General features: G+C 73.4%; 25 protein-coding genes. 4 read left to right on the top strand and 21 right to left on the bottom strand.

Annotated features, from left to right (window positions below):
* Nucleotides 1-8 precede the first annotated feature (8 nt).
* The 6 genes from V1J52_RS20715 to V1J52_RS20690 all read right to left on the bottom strand — a co-directional run bounded on the left by V1J52_RS20715 (nt 9) and on the right by V1J52_RS20690 (nt 5,823).
* Nucleotides 9-1,265 (bottom strand): cysteine desulfurase, encoded by a 1,257-nt coding sequence (locus V1J52_RS20715; protein WP_330141419.1) that lies wholly within the window; start codon nt 1,263-1,265, stop codon nt 9-11.
* A complete protein-coding gene (sufC, locus tag V1J52_RS20710) occupies nt 1,262-2,026 on the bottom strand; it encodes a Fe-S cluster assembly ATPase SufC (RefSeq protein WP_330141418.1) in 765 nt (254 codons plus the stop codon). Before sufC ends, V1J52_RS20715 begins: the two co-directional genes overlap by 4 nt.
* A gap of 6 nt (nt 2,027-2,032) precedes the next feature.
* Complete coding sequence (locus tag V1J52_RS20705) at nt 2,033-2,365, bottom strand: non-heme iron oxygenase ferredoxin subunit (protein WP_330141417.1); 333 nt, start codon at nt 2,363-2,365, stop codon at nt 2,033-2,035.
* Nucleotides 2,362-3,543 (bottom strand): Fe-S cluster assembly protein SufD, encoded by a 1,182-nt coding sequence (gene sufD / locus V1J52_RS20700; RefSeq protein ID WP_330141416.1) that lies wholly within the window; start codon nt 3,541-3,543, stop codon nt 2,362-2,364. Before sufD ends, V1J52_RS20705 begins: the two co-directional genes overlap by 4 nt.
* A 61-nt stretch (nt 3,544-3,604) precedes the next feature.
* Entirely contained in the window at nt 3,605-5,026 is a 1,422-nt protein-coding gene (gene sufB / locus V1J52_RS20695; RefSeq protein WP_330141415.1) for a Fe-S cluster assembly protein SufB, read from the bottom strand.
* Nucleotides 5,023-5,823: a helix-turn-helix transcriptional regulator gene (locus V1J52_RS20690; protein ID WP_443075882.1), complete on the bottom strand. Its 801-nt coding sequence runs from the start codon at nt 5,821-5,823 to the stop codon at nt 5,023-5,025. Before V1J52_RS20690 ends, sufB begins: the two co-directional genes overlap by 4 nt.
* A gap of 155 nt (nt 5,824-5,978) precedes the next feature.
* On the opposite strand from V1J52_RS20690, the gene V1J52_RS20685 reads away from it, so the two are divergent.
* Together V1J52_RS20685 and V1J52_RS20680 are read left to right on the top strand one after the other, a co-directional pair.
* On the top strand, nt 5,979-6,905 hold the full coding sequence (locus V1J52_RS20685) for an ABC transporter ATP-binding protein (RefSeq protein ID WP_330141413.1): 927 nt from the start codon (nt 5,979-5,981) through the stop codon (nt 6,903-6,905).
* The gene (locus V1J52_RS20680; RefSeq protein ID WP_330141412.1) at nt 6,902-7,705 is read left to right on the top strand and encodes an ABC transporter permease; all 804 of its coding nucleotides are present in this window, start codon (nt 6,902-6,904) and stop codon (nt 7,703-7,705) included. Before V1J52_RS20685 ends, V1J52_RS20680 begins: the two co-directional genes overlap by 4 nt.
* 52 nt (nt 7,706-7,757) lie before the next feature.
* Here the strand turns inward: V1J52_RS20680 and V1J52_RS20675 are convergent, their stop codons facing one another.
* Genes V1J52_RS20675 through V1J52_RS20665 form a run of 3 tightly spaced genes read right to left on the bottom strand, consistent with a single transcriptional unit; the run spans nt 7,758 to nt 10,795 of the window.
* The gene (locus tag V1J52_RS20675; protein ID WP_330141411.1) at nt 7,758-8,891 is read right to left on the bottom strand and encodes a type III polyketide synthase; all 1,134 of its coding nucleotides are present in this window, start codon (nt 8,889-8,891) and stop codon (nt 7,758-7,760) included.
* Nucleotides 8,888-10,099, bottom strand: a complete 1,212-nt coding sequence (locus tag V1J52_RS20670; RefSeq protein ID WP_330141410.1) for an acyl-CoA dehydrogenase family protein — start codon at nt 10,097-10,099, stop codon at nt 8,888-8,890. Before V1J52_RS20670 ends, V1J52_RS20675 begins: the two co-directional genes overlap by 4 nt.
* Complete coding sequence (locus tag V1J52_RS20665) at nt 10,100-10,795, bottom strand: class I SAM-dependent methyltransferase (protein ID WP_330141409.1); 696 nt, start codon at nt 10,793-10,795, stop codon at nt 10,100-10,102.
* A 63-nt stretch (nt 10,796-10,858) separates the two neighbouring features.
* On the opposite strand from V1J52_RS20665, the gene V1J52_RS20660 reads away from it, so the two are divergent.
* A complete protein-coding gene (locus V1J52_RS20660) occupies nt 10,859-11,698 on the top strand; it encodes a UbiA family prenyltransferase (protein WP_330141408.1) in 840 nt (279 codons plus the stop codon).
* Between the two features lie 93 nt (nt 11,699-11,791).
* Here the strand turns inward: V1J52_RS20660 and pgl are convergent, their stop codons facing one another.
* The 5 genes from pgl to tkt are packed head-to-tail and all read right to left on the bottom strand — an operon-like array spanning nt 11,792 to nt 18,494.
* A complete protein-coding gene (gene pgl, locus V1J52_RS20655; protein ID WP_330141406.1) occupies nt 11,792-12,556 on the bottom strand; it encodes a 6-phosphogluconolactonase in 765 nt (254 codons plus the stop codon).
* Entirely contained in the window at nt 12,553-13,707 is a 1,155-nt protein-coding gene (gene opcA, locus V1J52_RS20650; RefSeq protein WP_330141405.1) for a glucose-6-phosphate dehydrogenase assembly protein OpcA, read from the bottom strand. The genes pgl and opcA overlap by 4 nt, the downstream gene beginning before the upstream one ends.
* A complete protein-coding gene (gene zwf, locus V1J52_RS20645) occupies nt 13,704-15,242 on the bottom strand; it encodes a glucose-6-phosphate dehydrogenase (RefSeq protein WP_330141404.1) in 1,539 nt (512 codons plus the stop codon). The genes opcA and zwf overlap by 4 nt, the downstream gene beginning before the upstream one ends.
* A 5-nt stretch (nt 15,243-15,247) precedes the next feature.
* Complete coding sequence (gene tal / locus V1J52_RS20640; protein WP_330141403.1) at nt 15,248-16,366, bottom strand: transaldolase; 1,119 nt, start codon at nt 16,364-16,366, stop codon at nt 15,248-15,250.
* A 34-nt stretch (nt 16,367-16,400) separates the two neighbouring features.
* Nucleotides 16,401-18,494, bottom strand: coding sequence for a transketolase (gene tkt, locus V1J52_RS20635; RefSeq protein ID WP_330141402.1), 2,094 nt, complete (start codon nt 18,492-18,494; stop codon nt 16,401-16,403).
* Between the two features lie 367 nt (nt 18,495-18,861).
* Here tkt and V1J52_RS20630 point away from each other — a divergent pair, with 367 nt between their 5' ends.
* Complete coding sequence (locus V1J52_RS20630; RefSeq protein WP_330141401.1) at nt 18,862-19,815, top strand: heme o synthase; 954 nt, start codon at nt 18,862-18,864, stop codon at nt 19,813-19,815.
* Between the two features lie 96 nt (nt 19,816-19,911).
* Here the strand turns inward: V1J52_RS20630 and V1J52_RS20625 are convergent, their stop codons facing one another.
* The 7 genes from V1J52_RS20625 to V1J52_RS20595 form a co-directional block, all read right to left on the bottom strand.
* On the bottom strand, nt 19,912-20,298 hold the full coding sequence (locus V1J52_RS20625; RefSeq protein WP_330141400.1) for a hypothetical protein: 387 nt from the start codon (nt 20,296-20,298) through the stop codon (nt 19,912-19,914).
* Between the two features lie 134 nt (nt 20,299-20,432).
* The gene (locus V1J52_RS20620) at nt 20,433-21,458 is read right to left on the bottom strand and encodes a COX15/CtaA family protein (protein WP_330141399.1); all 1,026 of its coding nucleotides are present in this window, start codon (nt 21,456-21,458) and stop codon (nt 20,433-20,435) included.
* A 129-nt stretch (nt 21,459-21,587) separates the two neighbouring features.
* Nucleotides 21,588-23,246, bottom strand: a complete 1,659-nt coding sequence (gene pgi, locus V1J52_RS20615) for a glucose-6-phosphate isomerase (protein ID WP_330141398.1) — start codon at nt 23,244-23,246, stop codon at nt 21,588-21,590.
* A 121-nt stretch (nt 23,247-23,367) separates the two neighbouring features.
* A complete protein-coding gene (locus tag V1J52_RS20610; protein WP_330141397.1) occupies nt 23,368-23,703 on the bottom strand; it encodes an RNA polymerase-binding protein RbpA in 336 nt (111 codons plus the stop codon).
* 158 nt (nt 23,704-23,861) lie between these two features.
* The gene (secG, locus tag V1J52_RS20605; protein WP_330141503.1) at nt 23,862-24,089 is read right to left on the bottom strand and encodes a preprotein translocase subunit SecG; all 228 of its coding nucleotides are present in this window, start codon (nt 24,087-24,089) and stop codon (nt 23,862-23,864) included.
* A gap of 152 nt (nt 24,090-24,241) precedes the next feature.
* Nucleotides 24,242-25,018, bottom strand: a complete 777-nt coding sequence (tpiA, locus tag V1J52_RS20600) for a triose-phosphate isomerase (RefSeq protein ID WP_330141396.1) — start codon at nt 25,016-25,018, stop codon at nt 24,242-24,244.
* A 4-nt stretch (nt 25,019-25,022) separates the two neighbouring features.
* Nucleotides 25,023-26,234, bottom strand: a complete 1,212-nt coding sequence (locus V1J52_RS20595; protein WP_330141395.1) for a phosphoglycerate kinase — start codon at nt 26,232-26,234, stop codon at nt 25,023-25,025.
* Nucleotides 26,235-26,265: the final 31 nt, after the last annotated feature.

The raw sequence follows: 26,265 nt of genomic DNA, 5'->3' as shown, positions 1-26,265 counted from the left end.
GGCCACCCTCATCCGAAGAAGTTCCGTACGTACTCCAGCCCCTCCACCAGGGCGTCCACCTCGGCCGGTGTGGAGTACAGATAGAACGACGCCCGCGTGGTCGCAGGAATTCCGTACCGCAGGCACACGGGACGGGCGCAGTGGTGGCCGACGCGCACGGCGATGCCCTGCTCGTCCAGCACCTGGCCCACGTCGTGGGGGTGGATGTCCCCCAGCACGAAGGAGATGGCCGCGCCCCGGTCCTCGGCCGTGGTGGGGCCGATGATGCGCAGGTCGGGCACCTCGCGCAGCCGCTCGACGGCGTACCCGGTCAGGGCGTGCTCGTGGGCGGCGATCCGTTCCATGCCGATGGCGCTGAGGTAGTCCACCGCCGCGCCGAGCCCCACGGCCTGCGCGATCGGCGGCGTGCCCGCCTCGAACTTGTGCGGCGCGGGCGCGTAGGTGGAGGAGTTCATCGAGACCGTCTCGATCATCTCCCCGCCGCCCAGGAACGGCGGCAGGTCCTCCAGCAGCTCCTGTCGGCCCCACAGCACGCCGATGCCGGTCGGAGCGCACATCTTGTGCCCGGTGAAGGCGACGAAGTCCGCCTGGAGCGCCTGCACGTCCAGCACCATGTGCGGCGCGGCCTGCGAGGCGTCCACCACGACCAGCGCGCCGACCTCCTGCGCCCGGCGGACGATCTCCTCGACCGGGTTGACCGTGCCCATGATGTTGGACACCAGCGTGAAGGAGACGACCTTCGTCTTCTCGGTGATGACCTGCCTGATGTCCGACAGGTCGAGCCGGCCGTCGTCGGTCAGGCCGAACCACCGCAGCTTCGCGCCGGTGCGCTGCGCGAGCAGCTGCCACGGGACGATGTTGGAGTGGTGCTCCATCTCCGTGATGACGATCTCGGTGTCGCCGTCCACGCGGTAGGGCTCGTCCGCCCAGCCCAGCATGTTGGCCACCAGGTTCAGCGACTCCGAGGCGTTCTTCGTGAAGATCACCTCGTTGCGGCTGGGCGCGTTGATGAAGGCGGCCACCTTGTCCCGCGCGCCCTCGTACAGTGCCGTGGCCTCCTCGGCCAGCACGTGCACGCCGCGGTGGACGTTGGCGTTGTGCCGTTCGTAGTAGGCGTTCAGCGCGTCGAGCACCTGGCGCGGCTTCTGCGAGGTCGCCGCGTTGTCCAGGTACACGACCCGCTTTCCGTCGTGGACCAGGCGGTCCAGGATGGGGAAGTCCTTGCGAATCGCCTCGGTGTCGAGGAGGCCCGGCAGGTGTGTCACGAGGGGGCGCCGCCCTTCACGTACTGCTCGTAGCCCTCGGCCTCCAGCTTGTCGGCCAGCTCCGGCCCGCCGGACTCGGCGATGCGGCCCCTGGCGAAGACGTGGACGTGGTCGGGCTTGATGTAGCGCAGGATGCGCGTGTAGTGGGTGATCAGCAGCGTGCCGACCTCGCCGGACTCGCGCACCCGGTTGACGCCCTCGGAGACGACGCGCAGGGCGTCGACGTCCAGCCCGGAGTCGGTCTCGTCCAGGATCGCCATCTTCGGCTTCAGCAGTTCGAGCTGGAGGATCTCGTGGCGCTTCTTCTCGCCGCCGGAGAAGCCCTCGTTGACGTTGCGCTCGGCGAAGGCGGGGTCGATGGAGAGCCGGGTCATGGCCTCCTTGACCTCCTTCACCCAGGTGCGCAGCTTGGGGGCCTCGCCGCGCATGGCGGTGGCGGCGGTGCGCAGGAAGTTGGAGACGGAGACGCCGGGCACCTCGACCGGGTACTGCATGGCGAGGAAGACACCGGCGCGGGCGCGCTCGTCCACGGACATCGCCAGGACGTCCTCGCCGTCGAGGGTGACGGTGCCGCCGGTCACGGTGTACTTCGGGTGGCCCGCGAGCGAGTAGGCGAGCGTGGACTTGCCGGAGCCGTTCGGGCCCATGATGGCGTGCGTCTCGCCCTGCTTCACGGTCAGGTCGACCCCGCGCAGGATCTCTTCGGGCCCGTTGTCGGTCTCAACGGAGACGTGCAGGTCGTGGATCTCAAGGGTGGCCATGGGGCTTCAGGACTCCTGGGTGACGGAGACGAGCACGGCCGCGTCCGGGCCGTCTCCTTCGATCTTTACGGGGTACACGGGGACGGGCCGGGTGGCGGGCAGGCCCGAGGGCCGGCCGGTGCGCAGGTCGAAGCTGGAGCCGTGCAGCCAGCACTCGATGGCGCAGTCCTCCACCTCGCCCTCGGAGAGGGAGACGTTCGCGTGCGAGCAGATGTCGTTGATCGCGAACACCTCCCCCCCGGTGCGCACGAGCGAGACCGGCGTGCCGTCGACGTCCACCCGCTTGGGGGTGTCCTCCTCCAGCTCCGCCAGGCTCGCCACTGCGACGTAGACGCTCATGCGACGGACGCCTCCAGCTCGGCGTCGATCTTGGCGAGCAGGCGCTCCTGGACGTCGGGCAGGCCGATCTGCTGGACGAGCTCGGCGAAGAAGCCGCGCACGACCAGCCGGCGCGCGTCGTCGGCGGGGATGCCGCGCGCCATGAGGTAGAACAGCTGCTCGTCCTCGAAGCGGCCGGTGGCCGAGGCGTGCCCGGCGCCGGCGATCTCGCCCGTCTCGATCTCCAGGTTCGGCACCGAGTCGACCCGCGCCCCGTCGGTGAGGACGAGGTTGCGGTTCAGCTCGTAGGTGTCGGTGCCCTCGGCGGCCTTGCGGATCAGCACGTCGCCGATCCACACGGCGTGCGCGTCCTGGCCCTGGAGCGCGCCCTTGTAGGCCACGTTGCTGCGGCAGTGCGGGGCGTCGTGGTCGACGAACAGGCGGTGCTCCTGGTGCTGCCCGTTGTCGGTGAAGTACAGGCCGTACAGCTCGGCCTCACCGCCGGGCCCCGCGTAGGTGACGCGCGGGTGCAGCCGCACCACGTCCCCGCCGAAGGTGACGACGACGGACTTGAAGCTCGCGTCCCGGCCGATGAGGGCGTTGTGCTGGGAGCAGTGCACGGCGGTGTCGGCCCAGTCCTGCACCGAGACGACGGTGAGCTTGGCCCCCTCGCCGAGGACGAACTCCACGTTGGCGGCGCGCACGGCGTCGCCGGTGTGGTCGATCACGATGACGGCCTCGGCGAAGGCGCCCAGCTCGAAGACCGTGTGCCCGTAGGAGACCCCGCCCTCGCCGTGCAGGCCGACCCTCACCGGCTCCGTCAGCACGGCCTCCTTCGGCACGGTGACGACGGTGGCCTTCTCGAAGGCGCTGTACGCCTGCGCGGCCACCCGGTCCACCGGCTTGCCCGCCCGGCCGAGCCGGGCGTCGTCACGGGCCACGGTCTCGACGCTCACGCCCTCGGGCGCGGAGATCTCGGCCTTGAGCCCGCCGGACGCCTCGGCGCTGCCGTCGTGCAGGCCGCGCAGCCGGTCGAGCGGCGTGAAGCGCCACTCCTCCTCGCGGCCGTGCGGCACGGGGAAGTCCGCCACGTCGAAGGACGGCGGCGCGCTCATCCGGGTGGCGACGGTGGACTCGGCGGCCACCGCGATCGGTCCGGAGGCGGTGACGCCCGCCGGGATGTTCTGAGCCTCAGCCATGGCTACTACAGGTTCTCTTTCTCGGGTCAGGACGCGGGACGCGGGACGGCGGGCCGGGGCCTCAGCCGACCGCGCCTTCCATCTGGAGCTCGATCAGCCGGTTCAGCTCCAGCGCGTACTCCATGGGCAGCTCCTTGGCGATCGGCTCGACGAAGCCGCGCACGATCATCGCCATGGCCTCGTCCTCGGCCATGCCCCGGCTCATCAGGTAGAAGAGCTGGTCGTCGCTGACCTTGGAGACGGTCGCCTCGTGGCCCATCGTCACGTCGTCCTCGCGGACGTCGACGTAGGGGTAGGTGTCGGAGCGGGAGATGGTGTCCACCAGCAGCGCGTCGCACAGCACGTTGGACTTGGAGTTCTCCGCGCCCTCGGCGATCTCGATGAGCCCGCGGTAGGAGGTGCGCCCGCCGCCCCTGGCCACCGACTTGGAGACGATGTTGGAGGAGGTGTTGGGCGCCATGTGGACCATCTTCGCGCCGGCGTCCTGGTGCTGGCCCTCGCCGGCGAAGGCCACCGACAGCGTCTCGCCCTTGGCGTGCTCGCCCATGAGGTAGATGGCCGGGTACTTCATGGTCACCTTGGAGCCGAGGTTGCCGTCGACCCACTCCATCGTCGCGCCCTCGTAGGCCACGGCGCGCTTGGTCACCAGGTTGTAGACGTTGTTCGACCAGTTCTGGATCGTCGTGTAGCGGCAGCGGCCGCCCTTCTTGACGATGATCTCCACGACGGCCGAGTGCAGCGAGTCCGAGTCGTAGATCGGCGCGGTGCAGCCCTCGACGTAGTGCACGTAGGCGTTCTCGTCGACGATGATCAGCGTCCGCTCGAACTGGCCCATGTTCTCGGTGTTGATCCGGAAGTAGGCCTGGAGCGGGATGTCGACGTGCACGCCCGGGGGCACGTAGATGAACGAGCCGCCGGACCACACGGCGGTGTTCAGCGCGGCGAACTTGTTGTCGCCGGCCGGGATCACCGTGCCGAAGTGCTCCTGGAACAGCTCCGGGTGCTCGCGCAGGGCGGTGTCGGTGTCCAGGAACAGCACGCCCTGGCTCTCCAGGTCCTCGCGGATCTGGTGGTAGACGACCTCGGACTCGTACTGGGCCGCGACACCGGCGACCAGCCGCTGCTTCTCGGCCTCCGGGATGCCCAGGCGGTCGTAGGTGTTCTTGATGTCCTCCGGCAGGTCCTCCCAGGACTGGGCCTGCTTCTCGGTGGACCGCACGAAGTACTTGATGTTGTCGAAGTCGATGCCCGAGAGGTCCGAGCCCCAGTTCGGCATGGGCTTCTTCTCGAACAGCTTCAGGCCCTTGAGGCGGGTCTTCAGCATCCACTCCGGCTCGGACTTCTTCCCGGAGATGTCGCGGACGACCTCCTCGGAGAGGCCGCGCTTGGCCGTGGCACCGGCCGCGTCGGAATCGGCCCAGCCGTACTCGTAGTTGCCCAGGCCCTCAAGCTCGGGGTGGGCAGTCTCCGTGGGGAGCGTCATGCGGGGTTCCTCCCGGCGGTGCTTGCAGAAGATGGTGCGGATGCGTGGGTGTCGGGCGCGTCGGGGGCGACGGCCCGCGGGATGAAGGTGGTGCACACCCCGTCACCGTGCGCGATGGTGGCCAGGCGCTGCACGTGGGTGCCGAGCAGGCGGGAGAAGACCTCCGTCTCCGCCTCGCACAGCTGCGGGAACCGCTCGGCGGCGTGCGCCACCGGGCAGTGGTGCTGGCAGAGCTGCTCTCCGGCGGAGGCGGGCGCACTGCGTGCCAGAGCAGCGTACCCGTCCTCCGACAGGGCTTCGGCCAGCGCTTGTGTGCGGTTCTCGGGGGCGGCCCGCTCCAGCCGTTCGCGGTACCGCTCGGCCTGCGCGGCGACCCGCGCACGGGCGAAGGCCGCCACCGCGGCCCGGCCCCGCTCCCCGTCGCCCGCGGCCTGCGCGATCCAGCGCAGGGCGTCGACGGCGAGTTCGTCGTACGCCTGGTCGAAGGCGTCCCGGCCGCAGTCGGTCAGCGCGAAGACCCTGGCGGGACGGCCGCGGCCCCGGGCGCCGTAGACGCGCTGCGCGCGGGCCTCGACGACGTTCTCGGCGACGAGGGCGTCCAGGTGGCGGCGGACGGCGGCCTGGGTCAGCGCCAGGCGCTCGGCCAGTTCCGCCGCCGTGGACGGGCCGTGGTCGAGGATCGAGCGCGCGACCCGGTTGCGGGTGCCGTGCTGCTCGTCCAGCACCGCGTGCGCACCCGTCGCCGCGGGGGCCGCCGTGGCCTCCCGCGTCGTGTGAGCGTCACCCGTCTTTTTCACAACGCCATTGTTGCGTAATTCGGCGGAGGGCGGCAAGTGGGGACTGTGACCTGCGGCAATGGGCTGCGTCACGTAAGGCATGCCTTACCCGCCGGGCCCTGCCCGGCCGGACCCCGCGCCGCTGCCGCGGAGCCCGCCTGCCTAGACTCGCCGGTATGCGCGAGAAGGCGGCCGTCGAGGTCGCGGGGCTGGTCAAACGGTACGGCCGCACGGTGGCGGTGGACGGCCTGGACCTCACCGTCGGGTACGGCACCGTCACGGCGGTGCTCGGCCCCAACGGCGCCGGGAAGACGACCACCGTGGAGACGTGCGAGGGCTACCGGCGCCCCGACGCGGGCACCGTCCGCGTCCTGGGCCTGGACCCGGTCGCCGACGCCGCGCGGCTGCGGCCCCGCCTCGGCGTGATGCTCCAGAGCGGCGGCGTCTACCCCGGGGTGCGGGCCGGGGAGATGCTGCGCCACGTGGCGCGGCTGCACGCCCACCCGCTCGACGTCGGCGCGCTCGCCGAACGCCTGGGGCTCGGCTCCTGCGGCCGCACCCCCTACCGGCGGCTCTCCGGCGGGCAGCAGCAGCGCCTCGCGCTCGCCCTCGCCGTCGTCGGCCGCCCGGAGCTGGTCTTCCTGGACGAGCCGACGGCCGGGCTCGACCCGCAGGCCCGCCGCGCCACCTGGGAGCTGGTGCGCGAGCTGCGCGCGGACGGCGTCACCTGCGTCCTGACCACGCACCACATGGACGAGGCGGAGGAGCTGGCCGACGCCGTGGCCATCGTCGACGCGGGCCGCGTCATCGCCCACGGCAGCCCCGACGAGCTGTGCCGGGGCGGGGCCGAGAACACCCTGCGCTTCACCGGCCGCCCCGGGCTCGACCTGGGCTCCCTGCTCACCGCGCTGCCGCCGGACACCGCGGCCGCCGAGGCGGCACCCGGCGTCTACCGGCTGCGCGGCACCGTGGACCCGCAGCTCATCGCCACCGTCACCTCCTGGTGCGCGCAGATGGGCGTCCTGCCGGACGGCATCGCGGTGGAGCGGCACACCCTGGAGGACGTCTTCCTGGAACTCACCGGCAAGGAGCTGCGGGGATGAGCGCGACGCCGACCACGGACGCCGCGGGAGCGGCGGGAGCCCACACCCCCGCGCCCGGGGCCGCGCCGCGCGGGCGGATGATCGCCGCGCAGGCCGCGCTGGAACTGCGGATGGCGCTGCGCCACGGCGAGCAGCTCCTGCTCACCGTCGTCATCCCCACGCTGCTGCTGGTGCTGTTCAGCGCCGTGGACGTGGTGGACGTCCCCGAGGGCGGCGGCGGGCGGGTGGACTACGTCGCCCCCGGAGTGCTCGCGCTCGCCGTGCTGTCCACGGCGTTCACCGGGCAGGCCATCGCCACCGGCTTCGAACGCCGCTACGGGGTGCTCAAGCGCCTGGGTGCCTCCCCGCTGCCGCGCTGGGGCCTGATGACGGCGAAGACGGCCGCCGTGGTGGGCGTCGAGGTGCTCCAGGTGACGCTGCTGGGCGCGGTGGCCCTCGCGCTGGGCTGGTCGCCGCGGGGGAACTGGGCCGTGGTGGCGCTGCTGCTGGTCGTGGGGACGGCGGCGTTCAGCGGTCTCGGCCTGCTCATGGCCGGGACGCTGCGCGCCGAGGCCACCCTGGCCGCGGCGAACCTCGTCTTCGTCCTGCTGCTGCTCGGCGGCGGCGTCGTGGTGCCGCTGGAGAAGTTCCCCGGCGGGGTGCAGGAGGTGCTGGCCCTGCTGCCGGTCGCCGCGCTCTCCGAGGGTCTGCGGGAGGTGCTCCAGCACGGCGCGGGCCTGCCCTGGGGCAGCCTCGGTGTGCTCGCCGTCTGGGCCGTGGCCGCGCTGGCGGCCGCCGCGCGCTTCTTCCGCTGGGAGTAGCGGACCCGGCCCGGGACGGCCCCGGGAACCCAAGGAGGCGTCCGCGGGCCCGTCACCGTGCCGCGGGGAGGTCCGCGGGGGCGGCTCCGGCGCGGCGGGAGGTCCCGGCCGGGCCGCTGGGGGCGGGGGACGCGGACAGCAGGGCGGCGTAGAGGGTCAGCCCGGGGCCGAAGGCCAGGGCCACCACCGGCCCGCCCTCGTCCAGCGTGCCGTCGGTGAGCAGCCGGTCGAGTACCAGCAGCACGGTCGCCGACGAGCAGTTGCCGTGCTCGGCCAGGACGGTGCGCGAGGCCGCCAGGGCGTGCGGGGGCAGGTCGAGGCCCTGTTCCACGGTCTCCAGGATGCGGGGGCCGCCCGGGTGCACGGCCCACGCCCGGACGTCCGGCAGGTCCAGTCCGTGCCGGGCCAGCAGGTCCTTGACCACCGGCCGCACGTGCTGCGCCAGGACGTCCGGCACCCGGGGCGACAGTCCCATGCGGAAGCCCAGGTCGGTGACGTCCCAGGTCATGTGATCGCCCGTGGTGGGGTCGGTCAGCGCGGTCACGTCCACCAGTTCGAGCGCGGGCCGGGGCGCCGCCGGGGCCGGGGCGGGCCCCGGCTGGAGCACGAGGGCCGTGGCCGCGTCGCCGAACAGGGCGTGGGAGACCACCTGCTGCGCCTCGTTCGTCGGCGGCTGCACGTGCAGCGAGGTCAGTTCGAGGCACAGCAGGACGGCGGTCTGCCCGCGGGCGACCACGTAGTCGGCCACGCTGCGCAGCGCGGGCAGGGCGGCGTAGCAGCCCATGTGCCCGACGAGCAGCCGTTGCGCGTCCGGACGCAGTCCGAGTGACGCGGCGAGCTGGATGTCCACCCCGGGTGTGCCGTAGCCGGTGCACGAGACGACCGTGAGCAGTCCGACGGCGTCGGGTGCGACGCGGGCGTCGGCGAGGGCCGCCGCCACGGCCCGGTGCCCCAGGGGCTGTGCCTCGTGCGCGTAGCGCCGCATCCGGGCCGCGGTCGACCAGCCGGACAGGTCCTCGTCGACGGGGTTGGCCACGGTGTGCCGCCGCCGCACGCCCGCCCCGGCGAAGACCCGCCCGGCGATGCGGCTCGCCGAGAAGTGCCGGTGGAAGAACCCGTCCCACAGCGCCTGCTGCTCGACGGCGCCGGGCAGGGCCGTGCCCCGCCCGGTGATCGCGGCGGTCACCACCGGGGAACCGGGGTGTCGTGTTCGGGGTCGCCGCCGAGGGCGGCGACGCCCAGCCAGTCCGCGCAGACGTCCGAGGTGGCCGGCTGGAGCGCCCCGCAGCGGGCGTCCCGGTAGATCCGCTCCAGGGGGTGGCCGCGCCGCGTGGCCGAGGTGCCGGCGGCTTCGAGCACTGAGGACGCCACCTCGGCGGCGGTGTCGCCCGCGGTCAGCTTGGCCCGCCACACCCAGTGGTTGGTCTCCGGCTCCCCGGGGCTCTCGGTCACCCGCCGGGCGGCCTCGGCGACGACGAGAGCTGCGGCGGCGACCGCGGCGTCCGCCCGCCCCATCCGGGCCCGCACCGCCGGCAACGTGTGCAGGCCGCGCTCCCGCAGGTGCGCTGTGCCCTCCCGCAGCGCCGCGCGGGCCACACCGACGTAGACGGCGGCGTAGGAGGCCACCAGCCACTGCGGCATGACCTGGGCGAGCAGCACCGCCAGCCCCTCGACCCCGCCGACCAGGGCGTCCTGCGGAACCTCGGCGTCGAAGTGGACGTCGTGGCTGCCGGTGGCGCGCATGCCCATCGAGTCCCAGGTGGGCTCCACCCGTACGCCGCTGCCCGCCGGCACCAGGAAGTAGGACACCCTCGGTTCGGCGGACGCGGCGTCCCGGGCGGCGACGAGGTAGGCGTCGGCATGGCCCGCGCCGGAGACGAACGCCTTGCTTCCGGTGACGCGGAAACCGCCGTCGGTCCTGCGGTACGCGGTGGTGACGCGGGACAGCCGTGAGCCCGCGCCGCGTTCGCTCATCGCGACGGCGTACAGGGCGCCTTCGGCGGCGCGGGCCAGCACCCGGTCGCGTGAGGCCGAGAACGTCTCGGGGGCGCCGAGCTGCCGGACCAGCTCCTCGGGGGCGTGCGCCAGCGCTCCGGTGACCGCGGCGTGCATGTTGAACACCAGCGCGGTGGCGCCGGCGCCGGCTGCCAGCTCGGTCGCGACGGCCGTGTAGTCGGCGAAGGAGGCCCCGCACCCGCCGAGCCGTACGGGCGTCATCAGGCCCATGAACCCGTTCGCGCGCAGTTCGTCGAAGTCGGCCTCGGGGAAGGTGCCCGAGGCGTCGTGGGACCCGGCCCGGGCGGCCAGCCCCGGCGCGAGCCGACGGGCGCGGGCCCGGGCGTCGTCCGGGCCCGACGGTGCGCCGGGGACTGCGGTGGCTTGGGACAGCGGCACTCATTCCTCCTTGCGGCCACGGCCCTGGAACAGCACCGCCGTGGTGGGCACCGGCACCATGCGCACCGTGGCCCGGCGCCCGGCGGTCCACAGCAGCAGATCAGTCACAGAGGGCCGGATACCCCGCAGTTCCAGATGTACACCGTGCCGGGCGCACTCGCCGGTCAGGACCGCCCGGTCGACCAGGAGGGCGGGGTCGTGCACGCCCCGGGGCGCCAGCCCCGGCAGGCGCTCGGCGATCTCCACGGCCACCCAGCGGCACAGCGCGGTGGCCGCCAGCGTGTCCAGCACCAGCAGGCCCCCGGGGCGCAGCAGCCGGCACGCCTGCGCCACCGCGCCCGGCAGGTCGCCGACGTGTTCGAGGATCTCCCCGGCGGCCACGACGTCCGCGCAGCCGTCGGGCAGCGGGACAGCGAGCACGTCCGCCCGCAGCGCCTCCACCCCGTGCTCACCCGCCTGGCGCAGCGCGGCGTGCGAGAGGTCCACCCCGACGTGCCGGTAGCCCTTGCCCGCCAGGTGCGGCGCGAGCAGTCCGGCGCCGCAGCCCAGGTCCACCAGGACCGCGCCGGGGCGGGGGGCCGGCGGCACGAGGGCGCCCCGGGCGGCGGCCAGCCAGTGCAGCATGGCGAAGGACCCCCGCGGCTGCCACCACTGGTCGGCGAGTCTCTCGTACAGGACGGGATCGTTGGGCCGCACGGGCGGGTGCCCCCTCCGTGCCGTTTCGCGCGACATGGGGCCAGGCTGGCACACTCGTGGCCCATGAGGCGTCTTGTGGGGACGGTGGCCGCGTGGGTCCGCGCCTCGCACCCGCTGCCCGTCCTGGCGGTGACGGCCGTCGCCGCGGGGCTGGCGGTGAGCTACGGCCGTCACGCCGCCGGCACGGTGACGGTGGTGGCGGCGGTGCTGGCCGGCCAGCTGTCGGTCGGCTGGCTCAACGATCTGGTCGACGCGCGGCGCGACGCAGAGACCGGCCGTGCGGGCAAGCCGGTGGCCGCCGGACGGCTCTCCCGGCCTGCGGTGGCCGCCGGGGTGCTGGCCGCGGCGGTGGCGGCGGTGGCCCTGTCGCTGCCGTCCGGCCTTCCGGCGACCGCGGTCCATCTGGCCGCGCTGGTCTCGGCGTGGGCCTACGACCTCGGAGCGAAGAAGAGCGCGCTGTCCGTGCTGCCCTACGCGCTGTCCTTCGGGCTGCTGCCGGCGTTCGTGTCGCTCGGCCTGCCCGGAGCGCCGCTGCCGCCGGTGTGGCTGATGGCCGCGGCCGCGCTGCTGGGCTGCGCGGCGCACTTCGTCAACGTCCTGCCCGACCTCGCCGACGACCTGGCCGTCGGCGTACGGGGGCTGCCGCACCGGCTGGGCGCCGGCCGCAGCCGCGCGGTGGCCGCCGCACTGGTGCTGGTCACCTCGGTGCTGCTGGTGCTCGGCCCGTCCGGCGCGGTGTCCGGCGCGCGCCTGGCCGCCGTGCCCGCCGTGGTGCTCATCATCGGCGCGGGCTGGCTCCTGGGCCGCCGCCCCGGATCGCGGGCGGCGTTCCACGCGGTGCTGACGGTGGCGGTGGTCGACGTCGTGCTGCTGCTGTCCACCGGTGTGCCGACGGCAGCCTGACCCCGCGGCAGGCTGCCCGCACGGCGCGCTGCGGTGGCGGCGCCCCCAGCCGCGGCGGGCGGGCCCGGCGGCCGGGCGGGCCCGCCCGGCCGGTCAGAGCGCGGGGAGCCGGGAGGCCGCCGCCTCGTCCAGCAGCCACAGCGTGCGCTCCCGCCCGCGGGCGCCGGCGGCCGGAGCCCGCTCCGGGCCCGCGCCGGACAGCGCGAGCGCCACGGCCTCGGCCTTGTCCTCGCCCGCCGCCAGCAGCCACACCTCCCGGGCGGCCCGGATGGCGGGCAGCGTCAGCGACACCCGGGTGGGCGGCGGCTTGGGCGCGCCGTGCACGCCGACGACGCTCCGCCGCGTCTCCCGCACCCCGGGCAGCCCGGGGAAGAGGGACGCCACGTGCGTGTCGGGGCCGACCCCCAGGAGCAGCACGTCGAACCCGGGCACCGCGCCGTCCGCTTCCGGCGGCGCGGCGGCGGCCAGCTCGGCGGCGTACCCGGCGGCCGCCGCGTCGGCGTCGTCCCCGAAGGCGGCCCCGGACGGCCCCATCGGACGCACCCGCGCCGGGTCCAGCGGGACGCTGTCCAGCAGCGCCTCACGGGCCTGGGTGTGGTTGCGGTCCGGATGGCCGTCCGGCAGGAAGCGCTCGTCGCCCCACCACACGTCCAGGTGCGCCCAGTCCACGGTGTCGCGGGCCGGGGAGGCGGCGAGCGCCCGCAGCAGGGCGTTGCCGCCCCGGCCGCCGGTCAGGACGACGGAGGCGGCGCCCCGGTCGGCCTGGGCGGCGGCCAGCGTGGTGACGAGCCGGTCCGCGGCGGCGCCGGCCATCTCCCCGGCGTCGCGGTGGACGGAGAGCTGCGGTTCCCCGCTCACCGGCCGCCCGCCTTCCCGCCCGTCTTCTCCGGCTTTCCCGGAGCGGCCCGCCCTGCCCTCGCCGGCTTCCCCGGCGCCTTCTCCGGCTCCTTCGCGGCAGCGCCCTCGTCCCCCTGAGGGGCGCCGGTGGCGCCCGGGGCGTCACCGGCGTCCGCGGCCGCCCCGGCCTGCGGCGTCCGTGCCGCCCGCCGGGCCGCGGACGGCTGCCGGGTGGCGCAGCCCTCCGGCCCCGGCCGGGCGTTGAGGCCGTGGCACAGGGCGTGGTGGTACGCCTCGTCCGGGTCCAGGCGGCGCAGCTCCTCGGCGATCAGCTCCGCCGTGGAGCGGCGGTGCAGCGCCACGCTGCGGTCGGGCTGGCCGGGCACCGCGAGGGCGGCCAGCCGCCCGTCGGGGCGGTCCAGGCAGATCTCGCCGTCCGGCGTGGCCAGGCGCACCGCCGTGATCCCCGGTCCGCCGGAGACGACGCGTTCCACCGGTACGTCCAGCCGGTCGGCGAGCCACAGGGCCAGCAGTTCGGTGCTCGGGTTGTCCTCCTCGCCCTCCACGACGGCACCGGTGATGCGCGTCGGCTTCTGGTCGAGGGCCGCGGCCAGGACGCTGCGCCAGGGGGTGACGCGGGTCCAGGCCAGGTCGGTGTCGCCGGGCGCGTACGTCTCGGCCCGGTGGCCGAGCATGGCGGCCGGGTCCTCGGCGGCGGCGCTGTCGGTGATGCGGCGCTGCGCGAGGGCGCCCAGCAGGTCGGCGGCCGGGTGCTCGGGCGCGTCCTCCGGCCACCAGACGACGACGGGCGCGTCCGGCAGCAGCAGCGGCAGGACCACACTGGAGGTGTGGCTGGCCAGCTCGCCGTGCAGCCGCAGCAGCACCGTCTCGCCGGTCCCGGTCTCGCCGCCGAGGCGCACCTCGGCGTCCAGCCGGGCCTGGGAGCGGTCGCGCGGGGAGCGCCCCGGGCGGCGGATGACCACCAGGATGCGTGAGGGGTGTTCCCACGAGGCGTCGCTCGCGGCCTTCAGCGCGTCGTAGTGGTTGCCCTCGTCGGTGACGATGACCAGGGTCAGCACCATGCCGACGGCCGGGAAGCCGGCCGCCCGCCGCGCCTTCACCAGCGCCGCGTTGACCTGGCTCGACGTGGTCTGTGTGAGGTCGATGTTCATGGCCGCCGCCAGCTCCTACCGTCGCGTGCGAGCATCTCGTCGGCCGCCTTCGGACCCCAGGTCCCGGCGGGGTACGGCTCGGGCCTGCCGTGCCGCTCCCAGTGGTCCTCGACGGGGTCGAGGATCTCCCAGGAGCGTTCCACTTCCTGGTGGCGCGGGAAGAGGTTGGCGTCGCCGAGGAGGACGTCCAGGATCAGCCGCTCGTACGCCTCGGGGCTGGACTCCGTGAACGACTCGCCGTAGGCGAAGTCCATCGTCACGTCCCGGATCTCCATCGAGGTGCCCGGCACCTTCGACCCGAACCGGATCGTCACGCCCTCGTCCGGCTGCACCCGGATGACCAGCGCGTTCTGGCCCAGTTCCTGCGTGTCGGTGGCGTTGAAGGGCGAGTAGGGCGCGCGCTGGAAGACGACCGCGATCTCGGTGACGCGGCGGCCCAGGCGCTTGCCGGTGCGCAGGTAGAACGGGACCCCCGCCCAGCGCCGGTTGTCGATCTCCAGCTTGAGCGCGGCGTAGGTGTCGGTCTTGGAGTGGGGGTCGATGCCCTCCTCCTCCAGGTAGCCGAGCACCTTCTCGCCGCCCTGCCACCCGGCCGCGTACTGGCCGCGCACGGTGTGCTGGCCGAGGTCCTCGGGCAGCCGCACGGCGTTGAGCACCTTGAGCTTCTCGGTGACCAGCGCCTTCGCGTCGAAGGAGGAGGGCTCCTCCATGGCGGTGAGGGCCAGGAGCTGGAGCAGGTGGTTCTGGATGACGTCCCGGGCGGAGCCGATGCCGTCGTAGTACCCCGCGCGGCCGCCGATGCCGATGTCCTCGGCCATGGTGATCTGCACGTGGTCCACGTAGCTGCGGTTCCACAGCGGCTCGAACATGGTGTTGGCGAACCGCAGGGCCAGGATGTTCTGGACGGTCTCCTTGCCGAGGTAGTGGTCGATGCGGAAGACCTCGCCGGCGCGGAAGACGCCGTGGATGACCTCGTTCAGCTCCTGGGCGCTGGCCAGGTCGTGCCCGAAGGGCTTCTCGACGACCGCGCGCCGCCACGAGTCCCGCGGCGCGTCCGACAGGCCGTGCTTCTTGAGCTGCTGCACGACGGTGGGGAAGAACTTCGGGGGCACCGAGAGGTAGAAGGCGAAGTTGCCGCCGGTGCCGCGCTCCTTGTCGAGCTCGGTCATGGTCGCCTTCAGCGTCTCGAAGGCGACGTCGTCGTCGAAGACGCCGGGCACGAAGCGCATGCCCTGGGCGAGCTGCTGCCAGACCTCCTCGCGGAAGGGCGTGCGGGCGTACTCCTTGACGGAGGCGTGCACGACCTCGGCGAAGTCCTCGTGGGCCCATTCGCGGCGGGCGAAGCCGACGAGCGAGAAGCCCGGCGGCAGCAGCCCGCGGTTGGCGAGGTCGTAGACGGCGGGCATGAGTTTCTTGCGGGAGAGGTCACCCGTGACGCCGAAGATGACCAGGCCCGACGGCCCCGCGATGCGCGGGAGCCGCCGGTCCTGTGCGTCACGCAGCGGGTTGTCGGGGCCGGCTGCGGAACTGCTCACCGTCGTTACGCCTCCTTCGGGGCGAGGCGCTCGAGCTCGGCCTGCGTGGACCGGAGCAGGTCGTTCCAGGAGTCCTCGAACTTGTCGATGCCCTCGACCTCCAGCAGGTGCACGACCTCCTCGTAGGCGATGCCCAGCCGGGCGATCGCGTCAAGGTCGGCGCGGGCCTGCTCGTAGGTGCCGCGCACGGTGTCCCCGGTGATCTCGCCGTGGTCGGCCGTGGCGTCGAGCGTGGCCTGCGGCATCGTGTTGACGGTGCCGGGGGCGACCAGCTCGGTGACGTAGAGGGTGTCCGGGTAGGCCGGGTCCTTCACGCCGGTGGAGGCCCACAGCGGGCGCTGCGCGTTGGCGTTCTTGGTCTCCAGCGCCTTCCAGCGGTCGGAGGAGAAGACCTCCTCGTACGCCTCGTAGGCCAGCCGCGCGTTGGCGAGGGCGGCCTTGCCGCGCAGGGCCGCGGCCTCCTCGGTGCCGAGCGCCGCGAGCCGCTTGTCGACCTCGCTGTCCACCCGGGAGACGAAGAACGAGGCGACCGAGTGGATCGTGGAGACGTCCAGGCCCTTGGCGTCGGCCTGCTCCAGGCCGGTGAGGTAGGCGTCCATGACCGCGCGGTAGCGGTCCAGCGAGAAGATCAGCGTGACGTTGACGCTGACGCCCGCCGCGATCGTCTCGGTGATCGCCGGCAGCCCGGCCTCGGTGGCCGGGATCTTGATGAGGGTGTTGGGCCGGTCCACCAGCCAGGCGAGCTGCCGGGCCTCCGCGGTGGTGGCCCGGGTGTTGTGCGCCAGGCGCGGGTCGACCTCGATGGAGACCCGGCCGTCCCGGCCGCCGGTGGCCTCGTAGACGGGCCGCAGGATGTCGGCGGCGTCCCGGACGTCGGCGGTGGTGATCATGCGCAGCGCCTCCTCCACGGAGACGCGGCGGGTGGCGAGGTCGGTGAGCTGCCGGTCGTAGCCCTCGCCGCCCGAGATGGCCTTCTGGAAGATCGACGGGTTGGTGGTGACGCCGACGACGTGCCACTGGTCGAGCAGTTCGGCGAGGTTGCCGGACGTGATGCGCTCGCGCGACAGGTCGTCCAGCCAGATCGCCACGCCCTCGTCGGAGAGGCGCTTGAGTGCGTCTGTCATGGGAAATGCATCTCCTGCTTGTCGGGTACGGGCGTCAGCGCGCGGCTTCGAGGGACTCGCGGGCGGCGGCGGCGACCGCCTCGCCGGTCAGGCCGAACTCGCGGTAGAGCGTCTGGTAGTCGGCGGAGGCGCCGAAGTGCTCCAGGGACACGACGCGGCCCGCGTCGCCCAGGTAGCGGTGCCAGGACTGCGCCACGCCGGCCTCGACGGCGACGCGCGCCCGGACGGACGGCGGCAGCACCGCGTCCTTCCACGCCTGGTCCTGCTCCTCGAACCACTCCACGCAGGGCATGGAGACCACGCGGGCGCGCACGCCCTCGGCCTGGAGCAGTTCACGGGCGGCCACGGCGAGCTGCACCTCGGAGCCGGTGCCGATGAGCACGACCTCCGGTTCGCCGCCCTCGGCCTCGAAGAGGACGTAGCCGCCCTTGGCGGCGTCCGGGTCGGCCTCGTACGTGGGCACGTTCTGCCGGGTGAGGGCGAGCCCGTGCGGGGCCGGGTGGATCTCGTGGCGTTCGAGGATCTCCGCCCACACCGTCGCCGTCTCGTTGGCGTCGGCCGGGCGGACCACGTTCAGGCCCGGGATGGCGCGCAGCGCGGACAGCTGCTCGACCGGCTGGTGCGTCGGGCCGTCCTCGCCCAGGCCGATCGAGTCGTGCGTCCACACGTAGGTGACCGGCGTCTTCATCAGTGCCGCGAGCCGCACGGCGGGGCGCATGTAGTCGGAGAACACCAGGAAGGTGCCGCCGTAGATGCGGGTGTTGCCGTGCAGGGCGATGCCGTTCATGACGGCGCCCATGGCGTGCTCGCGGATGCCGTAGTGCACGGTGCGGCCGTACGGGTCCGCGCCGGGCAGCTTGTTGCCCTCGGGGAGGAACGACGTCTCGGCGATGGTGGTGTTGTTCGAGCCGGCGAGGTCGGCCGAGCCGCCCCACAGCTCGGGCAGCACCGCGCCGAGCGCCTTGAGGACCGCGCCGGACGCCTTGCGGGTGGCGACGTCCTTGCCCGCCTCGAAGACGGGCAGCGCCTCGCGCCAACCCTCGGGGAGCTGGCGCTCGCGGACGCGGTCGAAGGTGGCAGCCCGCTCGGGGCTGGCTTCGCGCCAGGCGGACAGCTCCTTCTCCCAGGCCGCCTTCGCCTGGCTGCCCCGCTCCAGGGCGCGGCGGGTGTGCGCGAGGACGGCGTCCTCGACGGCGAAGTGCGCCTCGGGGTCGAAGCCGAGCAGGCGCTTGGTGGCCGCGACCTCCTCGGCGCCGAGCGCCGATCCGTGGGCCGCCTCGGTGTTCTGCGCGTTGGGCGCGGGCCAGGCGATGATGGAGCGGGCGGCGATGAGCGAGGGCCGCGAGGTCTCGGCCTGGGCCGCCCGCAGCGCCTCGTACAGGGCCTTCGGGTCCAGGTCGCCGTCGGGGGCCTGCTCGACGCGCTGGACGTGCCAGCCGTACGCCTCGTACCGCTTGAGGGTGTCCTCGGAGACGGCCGTCTCGGTGTCGCCCTCGATGGAGATGTGGTTGTCGTCCCAGAGCATCACCAGGTTGCCGAGCTTCTGGTGCCCGGCCAGCGAGGACGCCTCGGCGGCCACGCCCTCCTGGAGGTCGCCGTCACCGCACAGCACCCAGACGGTGTGGTCGAAGGGCGACTGCCCGGCGGGCGTCTGCGGGTCGTACAGGCCGCGCTCGTAGCGGGCGGCCATCGCCATGCCCACGGCGTTGCCGATGCCCTGGCCCAGCGGGCCGGTCGTCGTCTCCACACCGGTGGTGTGGTGCCACTCGGGGTGGCCGGGGGTCTTGCTGCCCCAGGTGCGGAACGCCTTGAGGTCGTCCAGCTCCAGGCCGTACCCGGCCAGGTACAGCTGGATGTAGAGGGTGAGGCTGGAGTGCCCCACCGACAGGACGAAGCGGTCCCGGCCCGTCCAGTGGGCGTCGGCCGGATCGTGCCGCATGAGCTTCTGGAACAGGACGTAGGCGGCGGGGGCCAGGCTCATCGCCGTACCCGGGTGGCCGTTCCCGACTTTCTGCACGGCGTCCATGGCCAGGACCCGGACCGTGTCGACGGCCCGCTGGTCCAGCTCCGTCCACTCGAACGGTGACGTGGCACTCTCGGCATCTGTGGTGGTCGGCTTGGTGCTCACCCTGTCTCAGGGCTCCTCTCCGCATGCGAAATGCCGGTGACCTGTCCGTCCCTCACCGGGCGCTGCCGAGCCTACCGCCGTCCGCACGCCCGTTCTCGGCTGTGTTCATTCCTCGATCACCGAGGTACCCGCGTCCGCTCCTTCCTCACCTGGAGAACCGTCCCGGTCTCCGGCGCATTCCGGTCCCGGCCGCGGGCGCGGCGCGGCGTCGCATACCGCCCAACACGACCCACCCCGCAGTCCGGGCGCGTATGGCCGCCGTCTACAGTGGCGTGGTACGTGCGAGCCGTGCCGGGAGGCGTTCACCCCGGGCCTCGCTTGTTCCCACGCGGTGCGAGCCGCGGATGTCGCTCATTCAGGGGTGTTCGTGACGGCCGTCGAATCCCGTCCCGCGGGGGTGCTCGCTGCGCGTGGGGGAACCGCCGGGAGCCCGCCGCCGCGCGGGGCGCGGATCAGGGCCTTCGTGGCACTGACCAAGCCCCGCATCATCGAGCTGCTGCTGATCACCACGGTCCCGGTGATGTTCCTCGCCGCCCAGGGCGTGCCCGACCTGCTCCTGGTGCTGGTCACCTGCGTCGGCGGCTACCTGTCGGCGGGCGGCGCGAACGCGCTGAACATGTACATCGACCGGGACATCGACGCCCTGATGACGCGCACCGCCCAGCGCCCGCTGGTCACCGGTGTCGTCTCGCCCCGCGAGGGGCTGGTCTTCGGGCTGTCGCTGGCCGTCGTCTCGACGCTGTGGTTCGGACTGCTCGTCAACTGGCTGTCGGCCGCGCTGTCGCTGGGCGCCCTGCTGTTCTACGTCGTCGTCTACACGATGCTGCTCAAGCGGCGCACCGCGCAGAACATCGTGTGGGGCGGCATCGCGGGCTGCATGCCCGTGCTGATCGGCTGGTCCTCGGTGACGAACGAGGTCAGCTGGGCGGCCGTCGTGCTGTTCCTGGTCATCTTCTTCTGGACGCCGCCGCACTACTGGCCGCTGTCGATGAAGGTCAAGGACGACTACGAGCGGGTCGGCGTGCCGATGCTGCCGGTCGTGGCGTCCAACCGGGTGGTGGCCCGGCAGATCGTGCTCTACAGCTGGGTGATGGTGGCCGTCTCGCTGGCCCTGTGGCCGCTGGGCTACGTGGGCTGGTTCTACCCGGTGGTGGCCCTGCTGACCGGCGGCTGGTGGCTGTGGGAGGCGCACGCGCTCCAGTCCCGGGCCAAGGCGGGCGCCACCGGGGCGAAGCTGAAGGAGATGCGGCTGTTCCACTGGTCGATCACCTACGTCTCCATCCTCTTCGTCGCCGTCGCGATCGACCCCTTCCTGCGCTGACACCGGCACCGAGGGGCCGTGTGCCGCTCCCCCGCGACGGGGTGAGCGGCACACGGCCCCTCGGTCGTGTCCGGCGGGTGTGCCGCGCCCGGGCGGTCAGGGGTTGGCGGGGCCGCCGAGCTGGCTGCCGGCCATCCGGGACCACTCGTAGGGGCCCGTACGCACCCGGGCCGCCATCTCGCCGTCGAAGGTCTCGCGCACGGTGATGCCCGCCCGGGCGACGGCCCGCTCGGCGATGGCGTGGCTCGGGGCCATCAGGTCCCCCCAGGTGCCGTCCTCGGCGACGAGGGAGATGCGCACGCCGCGCTGCCCGACGTAGGCGAGCTGCCCCTCGGCGCTGCCGCCGTGCCGCTGGGCGAAGGCGGTGATGGACTTCGCGAGCTTGGCCGCCTGCCGGGCGGCGCGGGCGTCGGCGGCGGGGGCCTCCGGCTCGGCGGTCCCCGTGGTGTTCGGCGTCGTGTCGTCGCTGTGGGTGTCTGCCATGCGGCGATGCTACCGCCGGGTAGGGCGGGCGGCCACGCCGGGACGCGTGGACTGCGCCACGGCGGCGCCGGCGGCGCTCTCCCGGTGGTGCTGTGCCGGTGCTGACGTGCTGCCGGTCCTGCCGTCCTGGGGGACTACGCGGCCGGAGCGGGCTCGGGCCGGGCGGCGGAGGTCTTAGCGGACGTCTCAGCAGGCGGTTCGGCGGAGGTCTCACCGGGCGCCCCGCCCCGCTCCCGCAGCGCGAGGACGACGCGCAGCACGGCGATCCACACCAGCGCGGAGCCGAACAGGTGGATGCCGACGAGGATCTCCGGCACGTCGGTGAGGTACTGGGCGTACCCGACGACGACCTGCGAGGCCAGCACGGCGAGCAGGTCCCGCGTCCGCGCCCGCGGCCGGGCCGGGGCGTCCACGACGCGCAGCACCAGCCACAGCGCCACGGCCAGCGCGACGACCGTCCAGGCGAACGCGGCGTGCACCCGGGTGACCGTCTCCCAGTCCACCGGCATGCGCGGCACGTCGCTGCTGTCACCGGCGTGCGGGCCCGCCCCGGTGACGACGGTGCCGACGGCCAGCAGCGCGGCGGTGGCCGCCACGAGCGCGCCGCCGAGCTGCCGCACCCGCGGCCCGGCCAGCGGACGCGGCGGGAGGTCACCCTCGCGGGCCCGCTCCCAGGTGACGACGGTGACGGTGAGCAGCCCGGTCGCCAGGAGGAAGTGCGCGGCGACGGTGTACGGGTTCAGCTCGGTGAGGACGGCGACGCCGCCGAGCACGGCGTTTCCCATGACGATCCAGAACTGCCACCAGGCCAGCCGGGCGAGCCCGCGGCGGCGCGGCTTCGTGCTGCGGGCGGCGACGATGGCCCAGCCGACGGCGGCGCACAGCACGTAGGTGAGCAGGCGGTTGCCGAACTCGATGGCGCCGTGCAGGCCCATCTCGGGCGTGGCGAACAGGCTGTCGCCGCTGCACTTGGGCCAGGTGTCGCAGCCGAGCCCCGAGCCGGTGAGCCGGACGGCGCCCCCGGTGACGATGATGAGGACGCTCATGAGGACGGCGGCCAGGCTGGCGCGCTGGAGGACGTCCTGGGTGGGCGTCCAGCGGCGGGCGACGTACGCCAGGGGGTTACGCGCGACTTCGAGCAGGTTCGGCACGGGTTCCATGGTAGGCGGGAGCTTGTGCGGGATTTCACGAGGGGGTGGTGACCCGTGCCACGGCGGGGCGGGGCGGCGTGGCGCCCGTCCCCGTCCCGCCGCGGCCCCGGAGCCCGCCGTGGCCCCGGGGCGGGTGCGTCAGCGTCCGCGCAGCTCCCGGTAGCGGGCCACCAGCGCGGCCGTCGAGCTGTCGAGGCCGGGGACGTCGGCCCCCTCGGTGAGCGCGGGCTCGATGCGCTTGGCGAGCACCTTGCCCAGTTCCACGCCCCACTGGTCGAAGGAGTCGATGTCCCACACCGCGCCCTGCACGAACACCTTGTGCTCGTAGAGCGCCACGAGCTGGCCCAGCACGGACGGGGTCAGCCCGGTGGCCAGGATCGTCGTCGTCGGGCGGTCGCCCCGGAACGTGCGGTGCGGCACCTGCTCCTCGGGCACGCCCTCGGCGCGCACCTCGTCGGCCGTCTTGCCGAAGGCCAGCGCCTGGCCCTGGGCGAAGAGGTTGGCCATCAGCAGGTCGTGCTGGCCGCGCAGCGGACCCAGCTCGGCCACCGGCTCGGCGAAGCCGATCAGGTCGGCGGGGACGAGCCTGGTGCCCTGGTGCAGGAGCTGGAAGTAGGCGTGCTGCCCGTTGGTCCCGGGCGTCCCCCACACGACGGGGCCGGTCTGCCAGTCCACCGGGCGGCCCTGGCGGTCCACGGACTTGCCGTTGGACTCCATGTCGAGCTGCTGGAGGTAGGCGGTGAACTTCGCCAGGTAGTGCGAGTACGGCAGCACGGCGTGCGCCTGGGCGTCGAAGAACCCGCCGTACCAGACGCCGAGCAGCCCGAGCAGCAGCGGCGCGTTCTCCTCGGCCGGCGCGGTGCGGAAGTGCTCGTCCATCAGGTGGAAGCCGTCGAGCATGGCGCGGAAGTGCTCGGGCCCGATGGCCGTCATCAGGGAGAGGCCGATGGCCGAGTCATAGGAGTACCGGCCGCCGACCCAGTCCCAGAACTCGAACATGTTGGCCGTGTCGATGCCGAACTTCGCCACCTCGTCGGCGTTCGTCGAGACGGCGGCGAAGTGCCGGGCCACCGCCTCGGAGCCCGCGCCCAGGCCGCCGAGCAGCCAGTCGCGCGCGGAGCGGGCGTTGGTGATCGTCTCGATGGTGGTGAACGTCTTGGAGGCGACGATGAACAGCGTCTCGGCCGGGTCCAAGTCGCGCACGGCCTCGTGCAGGTCGGCGCCGTCCACGTTGGAGACGAAGCGGAAGTCCAGGTCGCGCGCGGTGTAGGGGCGCAGCACCTCGTACGCCATCGCGGGGCCGAGGTCGGACCCGCCGATGCCGATGTTGACGACGGTGCGGATGCGCCGCCCGGTGTGGCCCTTCCAGGCACCGGTGCGGACCTGCTCCGCGAACGCCGCCATCTTGTCGAGCACGGCGTGCACGGCCGGTACGACGTTCTCGCCCCCGGCCTCGACGACCGCGTCGCGCGGTGCCCGCAGCGCGGTGTGCAGGACGGCCCGGTCCTCGGTGACGTTGATCCGCTCACCGCGGAACATGGCGTCGCGCAGCGGCGCGACCCCGGCCGCGTCCGCCAGTGCCCGCAGGAGGGCCAGTGTCTCGTCGGTGACCAGGTGCTTGCCGTAGTCGAGCGTGAGGTCGCCGACCTGGAGCCGGTAGCGCTCCCCCCGCCGCGGGTCGGCCTCGAAAAGCTCCCGCAGCCGTACCTCGCCGAGTTGCCTGCGGTGTTCCGCCAGAGCCGTCCACTCCGGCATCCGGTCGAGCCGTTCCCCGGGCGTTTCCCCTGCTGCGTTCATCTGCGCTGTCAGCCCATTCTTGATCGTCGTTCCCCGCCGGGTCCGACCCTAATGGGTGCGGGGCGGGACGGCGGGAGCGGCAGGGCGTACGGCGGGATGAGGCGGGCGGAGGGGAAGGGCGTCAGATCTCGCCACGCAGCTTGGCCAGCGCCTCGGCGAGGATGGCCTCGCCGTCGGCGTCGCTGCGGCGCTCGCGGACGTACGCGAGGTGGGTCTTGTACGGTTCGGTGCGCGGCGGGGCCGGCGGGTTGTCCCGGTCCGTGCCCGCCGGGAAACCGCACCGTGGGCAGTCCCACGTCTCGGGAACCTGTGCGTCGCTGGCGAAGCTCGGCTGCGTCTCGTGCCCGTTGGAGCACCAGAAGGAGATCCGCAGCCGCGGAGCGGACTCGCCCCGCTCGGCCTCTCCCATCGGCCCCGCGCCGACCCGGCTGCCCCGGATCGCGTTGCCACCTGCCACGGTCGTCACTCCCTGCCTCAAGGTGCGAAGTCGCCCCAGTGTACGTAGGGCCCAACGCGCGTTCCCCGCCCGGAGTTACCCCCGGAACGGAACGCGATCCTCATGATAGGCAGGGAGTGCGAGCGCCTGTCAGCCGTCCGGCGCGACAAGTACGTCCGTCAGGACGCCTTCATCATGATGCCGAGCGCCACGATGATGGCGAACCAGATGACGCCGACGACCACGGTGATGCGGTCCAGGTTCCGTTCGGCGACGGACGAACCGCCGACGGACGACTGCATGCCGCCACCGAACATGTCGGAGAGGCCGCCGCCCTTCCCCTTGTGCATCAGCACCAGCAGCATCAGCAGACCGCTGAAGACGAGCAGGGCGATCGACAGACCCAATTCCACGGCTGGACCAACTCTCGGACATCGAAGACGGACGGATTGTTGCGGGCCGGACGGGCGCCCGGCGGACGTGCGTGGGGGCCGGACCAGCGGCCCGGCCCCGACAGCCTACGACGGGAGCGGCCCGCCGGCCCAGTCCGCCCGGCAGCCTACTGGTCGCGGTAGCGGATGATCTTCACGAACTCGTCCGCGTCCAGGGCGGCGCCGCCGACGAGGGCACCGTCCACGTCCGGCTGCGCCATGATCGCGGCGACGTTGCCGGACTTGACCGAACCGCCGTACTGGATGCGGACCTTCTCGGCCAGCTCCTGGCTGTACAGCTCACCCAGACGGCGCCGGACGGCCTTGCAGACCTCCTGGGCGTCCTCGGGGGTGGCGACCTCGCCGGTGCCGATGGCCCACACCGGCTCGTAGGCGATCACGATCGTCTCGGCGTCGGCGGCCGGGACGCCGTCGAGGGCGCCGTCGAGCTGCGCCAGGGTGTGCGCGACGTGGGTGCCCGCCTTGCGCACCTCCAGGCCCTCGCCCACGCACAGGATCGGCGTGAGCCCGTGCTTGAAGGCGGCCTTGACCTTGGCGTTGCACTGCTCGTCGGTCTCGCCGTGGTACTGGCGGCGCTCGGAGTGGCCGACGACGGCGTAGGTGCAGTTCAGCTTGGCCAGCATCGGCCCGGCGACCTCACCGGTGTAGGCACCGGCGTCGTGCGCCGAGATGTCCTGGGCGCCGTAGCGGATCTTCAGCTTGTCGCCGTCGACCAGGGTCTGCACGGAGCGCAGGTCGGTGAAGGGCGGCAGGACGGCGACGTCCACGCCGTCGTAGTCCTTGTCCGACAGTGCGAAGGCGAGCTTCTGGACGTGGGCGATGGCCTCCAGGTGGTTGAGGTTCATCTTCCAGTTGCCCGCCATGATGGGCGTGCGGGGGCTCATCGGGTCAGTCCTCCAGTGCGGCGAGGCCGGGGAGCGTCTTGCCTTCGAGGTATTCGAGGCTGGCGCCGCCACCGGTCGAGATGTGGCCGAAGGCGTTCTCGTCGAAGCCCAGGATGCGCACGGCGGCGGCGCTGTCACCGCCGCCGACGACCGTGAAGGCCGGGCTGTCGAGGAGTGCCTGCGCGAGGGCCCGGGTGCCCTCGGCGAAGTCGGGGTGTTCGAAGACGCCCATCGGGCCGTTCCAGAACACGGTGGCCGCGTCGGCGAGCTTCGCGGCGTACAGCTTCCGCGACTCGGGGCCGATGTCCAGGCCCATGAGGTCGGCGGGGATGGCGTCGGCCGCCACGGTCACCGGACTCGCGGGCGCCTTCGTCCGGAGGTCGGGGAACGCGGCGGCGGCCGTGACGTCCACGGGCAGGACGAACTCCACGCCGCGCTCCTCGGCCCTGCGCAGGTAGTCCCGCACGGCCGGGAGCTCGTCCTCCTGGAGCAGCGATCCGCCCACCTCGTGGCCCTGGGCCGCCAGGAACGTGTAGACCATGCCGCCGCCGATGAGGATGCGGTCGGCCCGCTCCAGCAGGTGGTCGATGACGCCGAGCTTGTCGGAGACCTTCGCGCCGCCGAGCACGACGGCGTAGGGGCGGGCCGCCTCGTCGGTGAGCTTGCGCAGCACGCCGACCTCGGTGGCGATCAGGCCGCCCGCGGCGTGCGGGAGCCGGGCCGGGAGGTCGTAGACGGAGGCGTGCTTGCGGTGCACCGCGCCGAAGCCGTCCCCGACGTAGCCGTCGGCCAGGGCGGCCAGCTCGTCGGCGAACGCGCCCCGCTCGGCGTCGTCCTTGCTCGTCTCGCCCGCGTTGAAGCGGAGGTTCTCCAGCAGCGTGACCCCGCCGTCGCCGAGCCCGGCGACGGTGGCCTTCGCGCTGTCCCCCACGGTGTCGGACGCGAACGCGACCGGCCTGTCCAGGAGTTCGCCGAGCCGCCGGGCGACGGGGGCGAGCGAGAACTGCGGGTCGGGCGCCCCCTTGGGGCGGCCCAGGTGCGAGGCGACGACGACCCGGGCGCCCGCGTCGGCGAGGCGGCTGATCGTCGGTACGGCGGCGCGGATGCGGCCGTCGTCGGTGATGGTGTCCCCGTCGAGCGGGACGTTGAGGTCGGCGCGCACGAAGATCCGCCGGCCGGAGACGCCCTCGGCGAGGAGTTCGTCAATCGTCTTCATGGGTGGGTGGCTCCTTGGTTCGGGCTGATCA

It is taken from the genome of Streptomyces solitudinis, assembly GCF_036323765.1.
GTDB lineage: Bacteria > Actinomycetota > Actinomycetes > Streptomycetales > Streptomycetaceae > Streptomyces.
Note: the sequence above shows the minus strand (reverse complement) of the source record. Positions and strands in the feature narration are given on the sequence as shown.

What these genes read in the sequence shown, in the direction of transcription:
- sufC (WP_330141418.1), bottom strand. Translation starts at nt 2,026, where the DNA reads ATGGCCACCCTTGAGATCCACGACCTGCACGTCTCCGTTGAGACCGAC.
- V1J52_RS20705 (WP_330141417.1), bottom strand. Translation starts at nt 2,365, where the DNA reads ATGAGCGTCTACGTCGCAGTGGCGAGCCTGGCGGAGCTGGAGGAGGAC.
- sufD (WP_330141416.1), bottom strand. Translation starts at nt 3,543, where the DNA reads ATGGCTGAGGCTCAGAACATCCCGGCGGGCGTCACCGCCTCCGGACCG.
- sufB (WP_330141415.1), bottom strand. Translation starts at nt 5,026, where the DNA reads ATGACGCTCCCCACGGAGACTGCCCACCCCGAGCTTGAGGGCCTGGGC.
- V1J52_RS20685 (WP_330141413.1), top strand. Translation starts at nt 5,979, where the DNA reads ATGCGCGAGAAGGCGGCCGTCGAGGTCGCGGGGCTGGTCAAACGGTAC.
- V1J52_RS20680 (WP_330141412.1), top strand. Translation starts at nt 6,902, where the DNA reads ATGAGCGCGACGCCGACCACGGACGCCGCGGGAGCGGCGGGAGCCCAC.
- V1J52_RS20660 (WP_330141408.1), top strand. Translation starts at nt 10,859, where the DNA reads ATGAGGCGTCTTGTGGGGACGGTGGCCGCGTGGGTCCGCGCCTCGCAC.
- opcA (WP_330141405.1), bottom strand. Translation starts at nt 13,707, where the DNA reads ATGAACATCGACCTCACACAGACCACGTCGAGCCAGGTCAACGCGGCG.
- tal (WP_330141403.1), bottom strand. Translation starts at nt 16,366, where the DNA reads ATGACAGACGCACTCAAGCGCCTCTCCGACGAGGGCGTGGCGATCTGG.
- V1J52_RS20625 (WP_330141400.1), bottom strand. Translation starts at nt 20,298, where the DNA reads ATGGCAGACACCCACAGCGACGACACGACGCCGAACACCACGGGGACC.
- V1J52_RS20620 (WP_330141399.1), bottom strand. Translation starts at nt 21,458, where the DNA reads ATGGAACCCGTGCCGAACCTGCTCGAAGTCGCGCGTAACCCCCTGGCG.
- pgi (WP_330141398.1), bottom strand. Translation starts at nt 23,246, where the DNA reads ATGAACGCAGCAGGGGAAACGCCCGGGGAACGGCTCGACCGGATGCCG.
- tpiA (WP_330141396.1), bottom strand. Translation starts at nt 25,018, where the DNA reads ATGAGCCCCCGCACGCCCATCATGGCGGGCAACTGGAAGATGAACCTC.
- V1J52_RS20595 (WP_330141395.1), bottom strand. Translation starts at nt 26,234, where the DNA reads ATGAAGACGATTGACGAACTCCTCGCCGAGGGCGTCTCCGGCCGGCGG.